Consider the following 13,067-nt stretch of genomic DNA (forward strand, 5'->3'; position numbering starts at 1 on the left):
GAGGACAAAACGTGAGATTCAGGGAGGGAAACGGTTTTGTGGAATGAGACGTTTTTTCGGGAGCCCGGAGCGGAATATCGAATTCACCCTTTTTGGTTCTGGAACGGCGAGATGGAGCCTGACCAGATCGTCCATCAGATCGAAGAGATGCATGAAAAGGGAGTCGGAGGCTTCTTTGTTTGCCCGCGCCAAGGACTGAAGATTTCGTATTTATCAAGCGTTTGGTTCGACCGGGTTCGTCTGGCCGTGCGCGAAGCCGAAGCGCGCGGCATGCAGGTGTGGTTGTACGACGAATATCCGTATCCGAGCGGCATGGCCGGAGGCGAGGTGCTGCTGGATTATCCCGAAGCCAATCAGCGTCCGCTTGGGCATCGCAGCATCAAGGTGAAGTCCGGCGAACCGGCCAAGCTTGAGCTTCCCTGGGGACGGATTCTGTATGCGAAGGCGATGCCGATAGACGGAGAAGGCCGCGCGTTATGGGAAAAAGCTGTTGAGCTCCGAAGCTATATCGGTAATGTGCAAAACGAACAGGTGTATCAGGAAACGGGACTGACCAGCTATAATCGCAAACGCTTTTTCACTTACGGAACAGCGTTTCGGCTGGATTGGACCGCGCCTGCGGGGGAAGAGTCGGAGTGGGAGATTACCGTGTTTCAGGAGGAGGAGATCGGCGACTTCAAATACTACGGAGGATTCGTCGATCCCTGTCACCGGGAAGCGATGAGCCGGTTTATCGAGTTGACGCATGAGCGGTACAAGGCGGAGATAGGCGAAACGTTCGGACAAACGGTCAAAGGGATTTTCACGGACGAAATCGCGCCGCTCGGTCATCTGCCGTGGTCGCCGCGCCTGCCGGAATTTTTCGAACGGCGCTGCGGGTACGAATTGAAGGAAGCGCTTCCCGCTTTACTGGATTATCGCTACCCGGATGCCGCGCGAATACGCTACGACTACTTCCAAAGCCTGCATCTGCTGCTGGGCGAGTCGTATCACAAGCAGGTAGGCGATTGGTGCGAACAGGCGGGCATCCAGTACGCGTCGGAAGTGCCGGGCGTACGCATGACGGCGCAGCGGTTCAGCCATATGCCGGGCGGCGATTCCGCGCATGAGAAAACGGGCCGCTCGCTGGACTGGATACTGGATCGCTACGGCGGCCGCATGCGCGACAATCCGAAGATGGTCAGCTCGCTGGCCCGGCAGCTGGATCGCCCGCGCAATCTGTCCGAGTGCTTCCACAGCGTCGGCTGGTCGATGACGCTTCAGGACGCCAAATGGATGGTCGACCGAATGGCCGCGATGGGTACCAACTTTTACAACTTCCATGCCTTTTTCTACACGATCGGCGGCCTGACCAAGCATGATGCGCCGCCTTCGCAGTTTTTGCAAAATCCGTACTGGGCGCATTTTCGGCAGCTCGGCGATTATGTCGGACGTGTCAGCTATCTGATGAGCGAGGGAGAAGCGCATATTCCCGTGGCGCTGCTTGATCCGACGACGACGTTTTGGAGCTTGATGGGCAATCCGCTGCACGGTTTTGCTTACGGCGGGGAGAGTGAAGAGGAGCGTGAGAAGCTGGAACGATTGATTGCCGATTGGAAAGCGATCAGCTCGCAGCTGCTCAAGTCGCGCCGCGATTACGATCACCTCGATCCCGAACTGCTGGCGGAAGCCGATGTATCGGACGGAGTCATCGCGATCGGAAAAGCCCGCTACGAAGTGTTGGTGCTGCCGCCGCTGTTGAATTTGGAAGCGGCGGCATGGGAAAAAGTGCAGCAGTTTGCGGACGCGGGCGGAACGGTCATCAGCGTCGGGCTTCTGCCTGCGCAGAACATTCAACCGGGAAGCCCGACGGGAGAGCAAGCGGCAGATTTTTTCGGCGTGAGTGGGCAAACAGAGTCGGTTTATTGGGAAAACGGGGCGGCGCTGGAGCCGAAGTTGAAACTTGACGCAACCTCGGGGCACATTGAAAAAAGCTTTACCAAACAAGGCGTCGGGCGTTCGGCCTTTATTCCTGCATACGGTTCTACGGGCGGACAGAACGCTGCGAGTCATCTGATTGAACTATTGGACGTCGTGCTTCCGGAGCCTGTCCGCTGGGAATCGGAAACGCCGTGCGAGTCCGTATTGATGCAGCTTCGTCAGCTGCCTGGCGACGGCGACGGATCTGCCCGTTTTGCCGTATTTCTTTCCAATCAGGAAGATCGGCAGGAGGAAGCCCGACTTGCGGTGGTCCCGAAGCTGCTTTGGCCGGAAACGACCTTCGGTACCGATTCTTGTCTTCAGGTCGAACAGTTGGATTTGGAAACGGGAAAAGTGATTACGCTCGCGACTCTACGGGAAGAAAAGGGATTAAAGGAAGAAAAGGAATCGTTTTGTTCGCTGCCGCTTCCTCTTGCACCCTATGAAGCCAAAACTTTACGTTTATCGATCGGCAGCACGTCAACAAGCGTAGACGCAGACTCGACTCGGCAGCCGTCTATAGACCTTTTTGCGGCTAAGATCAGACCTTCAATAGAAGGCCCGTGGCAGATCCGTACCATCCGGCCCAATGTGCTTCGAATCGGGGAATTCCGTTTGCAAGCGGGGGATGTCGAAGGTGTTTTTTTGGATAAAGAAGGCGCTTCAGTCAAGCCGTTTATCGACGAGGTAGCGGATTCTAAGGGTCGCAGCCGTGTTCCGCTTGCATTCGGGCAGGAATTCGGCACGCCGAAACGCGCTTCCGTTCATTATCCGATCGAAGCCGTCTATAGCGCCGTTTTCGAAGCCGATCCGCAAATCGTGCAAACAGACATGGTCTTATTCATGGATACGGACGCTATTTCGGGAACATGGGCGATGGAGCTGAACGGTTACCGTTTGCGCAAAGAAAATTTCAGCGTGCTTGAGGTAAACGATCACCGGAATATCGCCTGCGATGTACAAGGATACATGCGAGCGGGAGAAAATAAGCTGGTCATCCATGTGCGGATCGAACGCGACGAAGACGGCCTGGTTGATCCGCTGTATATTCGGGGAGCCTTCGGCGTAGCGCTTCAAGCTTCGGCTCCGCCGAAACTTACGCCTGAACCGGATTCGGCAAAAAGGATCTCGCCCGAACCGCTGCCAGCTTATCCTTACTATGCAGGCGAGATGCGATATCGTCGAATGTTCGATCCGGAAGAATGCAGTGAAGGGATCGAACGGGGTTCGGACCGTCAAACTGAACGTCAATTCGAATTGGAACTGGACGGCTGGAAGATTCAGGATGTAGCCGAAGTGCTCGTTAACGGGCAAAGTCTCGGGGTACGCTGTTGGTCGCCGTATCGTTGGGCAGGGATGTTGAGCGATCTACGACCGGGTATGAACGAATTGGAGGTTCGGATCACCAACACGTTGATCGGTCAATTGGAAGGGACGTATTTTGATGCGGACGAACATGTGCTGCGTGACGTTCGCCCCGCGGCTCCCTAAGCGGACCTGCCTGCGTACCAAGCGGAAAACGAAAGGAGCTGACGATCATGACTTATTTTCATAAACACGACGCAATCGCCGAACGGGTAAACGGTTCTATTCCTGCGGTACTGAACGCGATCGCCCAGCGATATATCGGGGAGCATCCGCAGCACGGCGTTCAGCTTCGGATTCATCGCCAAGACGGATTCCGCCGCACCGGCGATTACCGATACGAGATGGACTTGGATCGCCGTTGGCCGAATGCTAAAGCGGGTCAGTATGTGAACGTATGGGGCAAACTATGGAGCGAACAAGATACTTTATTGAATACCAGCTTGAATTGCCAAAGTCCCGTCACGATCTACGCCAACGGAGACGAAGTGTTTAAGTCCGAGCTGCTTCAGGAATTGTTCCCCGAGCGGCGAACCGCGATTCCTTTGCCGGTTCGACGGGGCTGGAACGATATCGTGCTGCGCTTTGCGAAAACGGAAGTCGGATTCGGCGGTACGTACGGAACGGGATCGTTCAAAAACTTCCCGTTACATTTTTTGACGCCGGGACCGGATCGCGAAGGAGAAGAAGGTTGGTTGTATTCCGAACCTTTTGATGAAGAAGAAGGATTGAGGCTGCCGGATCGCGATATGCACGAAGCGGACACCGGGTTGTCCTGGTTCCCGCGCCGGCAATGGAGCGAAGCGGAATCGAAAGCCGGGAATTTCGGACGTATTTTTGGCGAAAAACAAACGTCAGGTATCGTCTACGCTTGGTCGCGCTTGGAAAGACTGCGTCCGAGTGCCGAACCGATCATATTGGAAGGCCGGCATGACGGAACATTGACGTTGTATGCGAACGGTATTCAAGTTTATGCGTCACCTGACAGCGGTACGTTCCGGATTGAATTGCAAAATATTCAAAGCGGAATTGATCTGATTGCTTGTAGCCGAACCGCCGCTGCGGAAGCAGAACCGAACCATACAGATCTCGCTGTGGCAAATGTATCCGCTATAATATGGGGCTTCCGCTTGTATGATCCGCAGGTCGGCGCTTGGCGTCTGCGTTTGCCGTACCACGTTGCCGGATATGCCGGAAAATGGCTGTATGCCGGCGTGTTCCCGAAGGGACGCGAGCCTGATCCGAGCCGAATGATCGCCACGAGCCGCGTGTTCGACGACGGGGGTTCCGGCACTTATTGGCAGGCCGACCTGCCGGGAGGAGCCATTCGTCCGTTTTTGGAAAACACGCATTACGGCAAATGGAACTATCCGCTCGGCGTTACGCTGTTGGGGCTGCTTCGCGTCGGACGGGAGCTGAATCGCCCGGCGTACATCCATTACACGCTGGATCATATCGGACTCAGCAGCTCGTTGGATCGTTATGCGCTGTGGGATCGTCAGACCTACGGAGCGGCAGGCGTCAACAATCAATTGTCGGCGATCGACAGCCTGGACGACTGCGGTTCGTTCGGTGCCACGATGCTCGAAGCGATGGAACACGGCGATGTCCCGGACGGACGCGCCGTAGCCGATCGCATCGCCCGTTATATGACCGAAGATCAGGAACGTTTGCCGGACGGCGCTTTTTACCGGGTACGGGGCAGCGGAGAAACGAGGCAGGAGACGATGTGGTGCGACGATCTGTATATGAGCACGCCGTTTCTGATGCGCTATGGCCGCTTGACGGGCGAACATGCTCACTGGGACGACGCGATCAACCAGTTTCTGCGTTTCCGCGACTATCTGTTTCTGCCGGAGCAGGGAATCATGTCCCATGTATACGACTTCGTTCGCGGCCGTGCCACCGGGATTCCGTGGGGACGGGGCAACGGTTGGGTGCTGTTTTCGCTGACCGAGCTGCTGAATATCTTGCCTGAAGAGCATGAACGTCGAGAGGAGCTGTTAGCCTTTTACCGGGATCTGTGTCGAGGTTTTCTGGCGCTGCAAGGCGAAAACGGATTATGGCATCAAGTGTTGGATCGAACCGATTCTTATGAAGAGACGTCCTGTACCTCCATGTTCGTGTATGCTTTCGCGCGCGGCATCCGGTTGGGCTGGCTCGAAGAGCCGGAAGCTTATCTGGACTCGGTTCGAAAAGCCTGGAAAGGCATGACGCGGATCTCGATCGATTGGAAAGGCAATATTTACGGCGTATGCCGCGGTTCCGGTTATTCGTTCACGGCACTCTATTACCGGGACGATCTGGGGTGGAATTTGAACGATACGCACGGGATCGGGATCGTGTTGTTGGCGGGAACGGAGCTGCTGCGGCTAAATCGCGAGTTGTCGGATTTACCGGATGCTAAAAAAGAGAGCGCTCATCGCGGAATCGGTACGGCTGCTCAAGTTTAATCGTCTGATTGAGCTTTACAAGGTTTGATTTCTAACGAATAGAAAGCGGCTGCCGGGTATTACGGTCAGCCGCTTTTCGGCGTGACTCATCGAGTAAGCTGGCGTGAGAAGCATAAGGTATACTAGGAAACAGGATGGATGCGCGTATTCGGAATAATCGGCGTGATTTCGAAAGGAGTAGGTGAAGCTATTGAACATTTCGTCCCTGATCGAACGGCTGCGAAGCTTCGATATCCGACTTGACCGCGGTTTGACGACCGAAGAGCTGCTGCGAGTGGAACAGACATATGCGATTCGTTTTCCGCCCGATCTGCGCGAGTTGTTGCAGCAGGCGCTTCCCTATGGCGAATCTTTTCCCGACTGGCGAAATTTTTCCGCGCGCAACGTCAAATCTATTCGGGAAAGCTTGAACTGGCCGCTGGAAGGGTTATTGTTCGATGTCGAGAATAATCGTTTCTGGCCGGAACGCTGGGGGCCGAGACCGCAGCAGTTGGCGGAAGCCAAAACCGCAGCCGCGAAACATTTTGAACATGTGCCGAAGCTTATTCCCGTCAGAGGTCACCGATACCTGCCGACAACGCCGTATGAAGCGGGGAATCCGGTTTTTTCGGTGTACCAGACTGATGTCATTCCTTACGGGGAGAATTTGGCGGACTACTTCGAAATCGAGTACCGCCATAAACTTTATGAAGAGATGAATTTCGAACGAATCAAGCCGATCGATTTTTGGGGAGAACTCGGATGGTCGGACGAGGTATAGGGATAAGCGATCTGGAAAAAGGAGAAGCGAACATGAAGATTACGTTGAGTTTGGCCGGCGTTGAAGACGCGAATGCTATCCATGCGATGCAGATTCGTTCTTTTGCCCCGCTGTTGGAAAAGTATCAGGATACAGGCACTAGCCCCGCATTGCAGTCCGTCGAACATATTCGCGAACGGATTGAACAGCCTGCGACGGACTACTATATCATTCGCTGCGACGCTGAGACCGTAGGCGCGATTCGGATCGTACGCAAAGAACAGTTTAACCGGGTCAGTCCCGTGTTCGTTTTGCCGGAGTACCAAGGTCGCGGTATTGCGAGAGCGACGTTCGCGGTAGTCGAAGCTCGTTACCCGGATGTTCGGCGATGGGAACTGGACACGGTTTTGCAGGAGAAAGGAAATTGTTATCTCTACGAGTCGCTCGGCTATCGGCGTTACGGAGAAGAGAAGACGATCAATGAGCGCATGACGCTGGTTTTTTACGAAAAAGAAATCGTGCGCTGAGAAACGCTGCAACAAAACAAGGAGGTGAGCGGCATGAACGGAGAACTACATCAACTGCTGCTTCTGGCGGCGAACGCCAATCGATACCTACATATGAACGAATATCGACCGTTTGACGGCTTCGGCGATCGTAACGTGTTCAATCTTGCTTTTTATGACGAAGACGGACAGCCCATACCAACTATGCCCGCGGCAGATCCCGTAAAAAGCTGGATGAAGCACTTGGAGAAAAGACGCTGCCGAGGCGTACTGGTGATTCAGACCGGCACACCCGGAAACGAACGGGAAAGCAGCGGTTTTATCGGCGGAGGACGCAGATGGATACTGGTTGCGCGGCTCGACGGATTCGACGAGCATTGGTCCGCGCACTGGCAACTGGGCCAGCGCGCTCCGGCTACACGTTGGGATATTGCTTACCGATGCCGTCGAACAACTTCTTCTATGGCAATCGACCCGAATACATATAACCTCGAAGCGTCTAAGCGTCGACTGGAGCAGGCGTTGACGAATATCGGAGGACTGGCGCATGAGATCGGGGAAGAGCATTGGAAAATAAACTTTTTCGACGCCGCATTAGGCATTCTGGAAGGGAAAGTTTCGTTCAAACGAAAGCTGCCGGAAAGATATTCGGAACAAGCCCAACGCGTATTCGCAGCCGTGTATCGGTGCTGGGTGTTCGGCGGTATGGGCTCCTGGAACGACGTTCCGCCTTACTCCGCGCATGAACACGACAAGTCCGCCGAGTTCGACGCGTATTCGGGTGCTTTGTACAATGCGATGCAGAATGCGCTCGAAGCGGCAGTGAACGAAGCAGCAGTTATCCCGTACGGGGAATCCCAATGACGCATTCGACGCGAAAAATAACTGTACAGGATCAGGAATATCGATATGCGTTACGCAACCGTTACGAGAACGGAAAGAATTTCGTATCGCTGAAAATATTCGAAGCGCAGAACCGGGACGGCGGGTGCGAGTTTCGGTTTCGTACATGGGACGATGCGGTCGCGGGAAGCCCGTTAATGGTAGGCGTCGACCTGATTCGCAAAAAGGACGGAACAACCGAACGTTGGAATCTGCATCATCCGGCTCGGGTACGCGACCTGCTGCTGTATGCGTTGGGACAAGGATGGCACGGTCGGCATGCACAGATCTTCAGCGACGGCGTTGCCGTTTTGAACAGATTAGGTTGGGAGGCGGAACTTTTGAAACCGGAATTCCGAGAAAGCGAAACACGCGAAAGGGAAGTGGGCCGGCTGATCGCCGCAACATTCGGGAGCGAACCGGACACTTTGGAGCGAATGACGTTCGGCCATCGGAACCTCGTATATCGGGCGGACGTCGGAGGTCGGTCGTTTATCGTCAGAACTAATTCAGATCGATCCGTCATGCGCCGCACGGCCGACAATATGACCGATCTGCGCGAGTTGGGCATTCCGGTTCCGCGGATTGTAGCCTATGACATTGAAGGTACGGCCTATCCGTTTTCCTATATGATCCTGGAGGAGATTCCCGGTCGTGATCTGCGTTACGAGCTGCCTGACATGACGGAAACGCAAATGACGGATGTGGCGGAGAAAGTGGTTTCGTTTCAGCGCAGCGTCCGACTGATTCCGCGCGGTGAAGGCTACGGATGGAGAGCGATCGGTGAAAAAGGTCTCTTCGACTCCTGGCAGCAGTTGATCGCTCTGGATCGGGAAGATAATTTCCGTCAAAGCGGCGAGATCGTCGGCACTGAGCTGATGGGCAAGCTGGATCGAAGGCTGGAGCTGCTGCACCCTTATTTTGCGGAGGTCGAGCCGATCTGCTTTCTTGACGATCTGACCATTAAAAACGTGATTGTGGAAAAAGGAGATTTTCGCGGCGTAGTCGATTTCGACGTCGTGTGCTACGGCGATCCGCTTTATTTTATCGCGCTGACGCAAACGGCGATTTTATGCGATGTCGGCGAGGAGCGGCTTTTTTACGCGGAAGAGTTGTGCAGGGCAATGGAGCTGGATGAGCGGCAGCGGCGGATCGTGGACGTGTATTCGGCTTTGTTCGTAGGTTCGTTTTTGGAATATGGCCGGGAAAACGGAGACGAAGCGGCGGAGCAGCGGTTATTGTCGTATATGGGGAAATGGCTTGAGTAGCCGAGATTGATGGTGAAGATTCATCATTGTTGACGTTTTGCACACATTTTCCTTCAAAATCGCCAACTTTCAAAAAAATGCTGACGTCACGTCAACAAATTTCGTCTATCGCGCCGACTTTGAGCGCATATAGGAAAAATTGTTGATCAAACGTCAGCATTTATTGAATTCGGCTTAAAAATTGCTCGATTTGTTGACATTATGCACACATTCATATGAACTTTTTTCTTCTATAGCAATAGTGTAGGAAATTCACCGAGTGTTTCGTATTTGCAAATATAGGTACCGCTTGTTATAGCGCGCAGCAAACGTTTTTCGACCAAGCTTTGCAGGATGGCGCTGCATTTGCGATGGCTGAAGCCGTATTTGATTCTGACATCTTTGGGACGAATGGTTTTCCCCAGACTCCAAGCCGCTCGCAGCACTTCTTTTTCTTCCGGGGAAAGCTCGGATCGAACTGTACGATTGGCGGCTTCCATAATCATGGGTCCCAGGCTCAATTGGAGTAGCATTCGGCACACCTCCGGGCGTTTTTGAATATCGTCGAAGGAGAAGTGCAGCATTTTCCAACCCATTCCGGTCAGGAAAGAATCTCGATTAAGCGCATAGCTGAATTTCTCGCGATCCATGTCTTTGATATGGCTTTGGAACCCGTCGCATTCGATCCCGATTCGTCCGCCGTTCTCGTGCAGAAAAGCAAAGTCCAAAAATTGCGAGCGTCGGTTCCAATCATAAATCTCATACTCCGGGTGCAGATGTTCAAAGTTTCCCACCAGCGGCCACCAAACATGTTGCAGAAAAAGTTTCTCCGCGTATTGATGCCCTCGCTCTAGGCGCCCTCGGCGTTCACCGGATCGGGCTTCTAAGTGACGCCGCACATATAAAGTATGCGCAGCTTCGAATTCGGTCGTAAGGATAGGTTGCTCGGCACGTTTTGTGGCAGATGATGAATCAAGAGTTTGGCGTGACATTTGCATATTCCTCCTTAAAATCAAACGCAAAAAAACGTCCTCCCGGCAGGTAGCCGTGGAGGACGTTCTTCGTCGCTTGTTCGTATATCGTTGCTTGAATTGTATCATGCGAAGGCTCTATCAGCTAGTTTTTCCCGCTATGGAAATTATGTCGCTGTTCAATCGCAATTTCAAATCCTTAGCGCTTTTTCATTTCAGATTCATTTAAGCCAGCTCTCTTATCATAAGCTCATCACAGAACACGAAGAGGTGAGCTTCCCATGATGAGAGCAGACAAATCGATTCCGATCCAATCCAAAAAGAAGCGTAGATGGCCGATCATTGTACTGGTAATCGTACTTGTGCTTGGAACCATCCTATACAGCTTGGCGAACCGATATTTGATCCCGCACGTTGAAGTCGCCGTGGTAGATAACACGTTGAACTCAAGCAGTGGAGATAGCGGAAGTTCCGGCACGACGGACGTCGTCACAGCCGCAGCCGAAGCGAACGCCACGTCCGACGATTGGAGCTACAGCAGCGACGATGTGGATATCAACATTGAAAAAGTCGTAACCGGTACAGGCGAAGACCAGATCACCTATTACGTCGCCGATGTGGTACTCCAAGACGCAACTGACCTGAAAACAGCGCTCGCGGGCAACAGCTTCGGAACCAACATCACCGATACCACATCGAACATTGCTTCAAGCGCAGGCGCGATTCTGGCAATCAACGGCGACTACTACGGCTTCCGCGACGACGGGGTTATCATTCGCAACGGCACGCTGTACCGCGACGTACCGACCCGCGACGGCGTGGCATTGATGGACGACGGCACGATGCAGACCTATGACGAGACGATCACTTCCTCCTCCGAATTGCTGGAATCCGGCGTGCTCAACACTCTATCGTTCGGTCCGATCCTCGTGCAAAACGGCGCAATCGCCGGAGACTTCAGCAGCGTCAGCATCGACAAAAACTTCGGCAACCGCTCGATCCAGGACGCCAACCCGCGCACCGCGATCGGCATGATCTCCGCCAACCATTACGTGTTCGTCGTCGTCGACGGCCGTTCGAGCGAAAGCCGAGGGATGACGCTAGACGAGCTGGCGAGCGTCATGCAGGGGCTCGGTGCGACCGAAGCGTACAACCTCGACGGAGGCGGTTCCTCGACCATGTATTTCATGGGCCGGGTCGTCAACAATCCGCAGGGCGAGAACAAAGAACGCGGCGTCAGCGACATCCTGTATGTCAGCGAGGGGGAATAAGCCATGACTATTCTGATTCCCTCCTACGAACCCGACGTCCGTTTGCTCAATCTGATCGTCAAGCTGCAAGAATACGGTCTCGGTAATATCGTCATCGTAGACGACGGCAGCGGTCCGGCTTACCGAGGCATTTTCGATTCGGCAAAAGCTTACGGCTGCACGGTGCTGACGCATACGCATAATCTCGGCAAAGGCTGCGCGCTCAAAACCGGTTTCCGCCATATCCGCGAATGGGATTCGCAAGAAGCCGTGATCTGCGCCGATAGCGACGGGCAGCATCTGCCGTACGATATTAAGCGTGTCGTCGATGCCATTCAGTTACATCCTTCGGCAGGCATGGTACTCGGCAGTCGCAAGTTCACGGGCACCGTGCCGCTGCGCAGCCGCTTCGGCAACAGCGTAACCCGAGGCGTGTTCGCGGTCGCGACCGGCAGCAAAGTGTACGATACCCAGACCGGACTGCGCGGATTTCAGCACCATATGCTGGATTGGTTGTGCGAGATTCCGGGCGACCGTTTCGAGTACGAGATGAATATGCTGCTGGTGGCACGGCGCGAAGGCTATGCGATCCGCGAAGTGTTTATCGAGACGGTGTACCTGGAAGAAAACAAATCGTCGCATTTCCGCCCCTTGGTCGATTCGATGCGGATTTACCTGCCGATTCTGGCGTTCAGCGCATCGTCCGCGGCTTCGGCGTTGATCGACTTCACGCTGCTGTTCCTTTTCCAATATATGACGCATAATCTGTTCTTCTCCGTCGTGGCCGCAAGGCTATGCAGCTCGATCTTTAACTACTCGATGAACCGGAAATACGTCTTCGGCGGCAAAAACGCGGCGAAGGTTCGCAAGTCGATGCCGAAGTATTTCTCGTTAGTGGTATTGGTACTGCTGCTCAATTACGGATTGTTATACTTCTACAACGAACAGTTGATTTTGCCGCTCGTGGTCGCGAAGATTTTGACGGAGGTATCGATCTTCGTGTTTAGTTTCTGGGCGCAGCGGCGGTTCGTGTATTGAGGTTGATTGAAACCAAAGCTTCTCCGGCTGCCCGTCGGAGGAGCTTTTTGCGTGATTCGTCGATTTAACAAACGATTTCGTTGTTGAAACGTTTATAATAAGGAACAAGATATTTATCGGCAAAAGAATGGAGGACAGATCAATGAGCGAAAAAAGAAAAATGTGGATATGGCTGCTCATTCCGTTTCTGTACGGAGCGTTATCTTTCGTATTAGCATGGATTATTCCTCCGCTTGTGGCACAGATCGTATTCGGCGCTTTTTGGCTATGGGTCGGCATGCGATTCGCGCGTTTGAGCGGCAGTTCGATCAAAAACTTCGTTTGGGGAAACAGCTTGTGGTTGATCTCGTTTTTGCTATTGATATGGCAATTCGTGCTGGTGGAAGACGAGAACCGGAATATGGCGATTGCCGCCGTCAGTCAAAACTATATGCTGTCTTTCGTTCTGTCGGGCGCTTGGATATATCGGTTATTCGATACAACCGTCATTCAGACTACGCCTATCATGATTCTGGCTTATATCGTCATGTTTGCGGTATTCGCGATCGGATTCGTATGGGGAAAGATCAAAAAAACAACGCAAGTCCAACATGTTTGACGGTTGATTTGAGCAGGATGAGCGGTAGCACGGCGAATAGTTTCGATAGACTGAACTGA

10 protein-coding genes are annotated in these 13,067 nt (G+C 53.5%); 9 read left to right on the plus strand and 1 reads right to left on the minus strand.

The window, feature by feature from the left end; translation table 11 throughout:
- Window positions 1-36 precede the first annotated feature (36 nt).
- The 6 genes from SACSAC_RS27200 to SACSAC_RS15525 all read left to right on the plus strand — a co-directional run bounded on the left by SACSAC_RS27200 (window position 37) and on the right by SACSAC_RS15525 (window position 9,172).
- Window positions 37-3,450, plus strand: a complete 3,414-nt coding sequence (locus SACSAC_RS27200; RefSeq protein ID WP_051507159.1) for a glycosyl hydrolase — start codon at window positions 37-39, stop codon at window positions 3,448-3,450.
- A 47-nt stretch (window positions 3,451-3,497) separates the two neighbouring features.
- Entirely contained in the window at window positions 3,498-5,777 is a 2,280-nt protein-coding gene (locus tag SACSAC_RS15505) for a glycoside hydrolase family 88/105 protein (protein WP_051507160.1), read from the plus strand.
- A 190-nt stretch (window positions 5,778-5,967) separates the two neighbouring features.
- Window positions 5,968-6,537, plus strand: coding sequence for an SMI1/KNR4 family protein (locus tag SACSAC_RS15510; RefSeq protein WP_037287929.1), 570 nt, complete (start codon window positions 5,968-5,970; stop codon window positions 6,535-6,537).
- Between the two features lie 32 nt (window positions 6,538-6,569).
- Complete coding sequence (locus SACSAC_RS15515) at window positions 6,570-7,043, plus strand: GNAT family N-acetyltransferase (protein ID WP_037287932.1); 474 nt, start codon at window positions 6,570-6,572, stop codon at window positions 7,041-7,043.
- A 33-nt stretch (window positions 7,044-7,076) separates the two neighbouring features.
- The gene (locus SACSAC_RS28305; RefSeq protein ID WP_211251343.1) at window positions 7,077-7,886 is read left to right on the plus strand and encodes a hypothetical protein; all 810 of its coding nucleotides are present in this window, start codon (window positions 7,077-7,079) and stop codon (window positions 7,884-7,886) included.
- On the plus strand, window positions 7,883-9,172 hold the full coding sequence (locus SACSAC_RS15525) for a phosphotransferase family protein (RefSeq protein WP_084778088.1): 1,290 nt from the start codon (window positions 7,883-7,885) through the stop codon (window positions 9,170-9,172). Before SACSAC_RS28305 ends, SACSAC_RS15525 begins: the two co-directional genes overlap by 4 nt.
- A 230-nt stretch (window positions 9,173-9,402) precedes the next feature.
- Here SACSAC_RS15525 and SACSAC_RS15530 read toward each other — a convergent pair whose 3' ends face one another.
- Window positions 9,403-9,945, minus strand: a complete 543-nt coding sequence (locus SACSAC_RS15530; protein ID WP_425414817.1) for a hypothetical protein — start codon at window positions 9,943-9,945, stop codon at window positions 9,403-9,405.
- A gap of 458 nt (window positions 9,946-10,403) precedes the next feature.
- Between SACSAC_RS15530 and SACSAC_RS15535 the strand changes: the two genes are divergently transcribed.
- The 3 genes from SACSAC_RS15535 (at window position 10,404) to SACSAC_RS15545 (ending at window position 13,008) form a co-directional block, all read left to right on the plus strand.
- Window positions 10,404-11,393, plus strand: a complete 990-nt coding sequence (locus SACSAC_RS15535; protein WP_245608650.1) for a phosphodiester glycosidase family protein — start codon at window positions 10,404-10,406, stop codon at window positions 11,391-11,393.
- A 3-nt stretch (window positions 11,394-11,396) separates the two neighbouring features.
- Complete coding sequence (locus SACSAC_RS15540; protein WP_037287935.1) at window positions 11,397-12,410, plus strand: bifunctional glycosyltransferase family 2/GtrA family protein; 1,014 nt, start codon at window positions 11,397-11,399, stop codon at window positions 12,408-12,410.
- A gap of 142 nt (window positions 12,411-12,552) precedes the next feature.
- Window positions 12,553-13,008, plus strand: a complete 456-nt coding sequence (locus SACSAC_RS15545) for a hypothetical protein (protein WP_037287939.1) — start codon at window positions 12,553-12,555, stop codon at window positions 13,006-13,008.
- Window positions 13,009-13,067 lie beyond the last annotated feature (59 nt).

Origin of the sequence: Saccharibacillus sacchari DSM 19268, from assembly GCF_000585395.1 — a bacterium.
Taxonomy (GTDB): domain Bacteria; phylum Bacillota; class Bacilli; order Paenibacillales; family Paenibacillaceae; genus Saccharibacillus; species Saccharibacillus sacchari.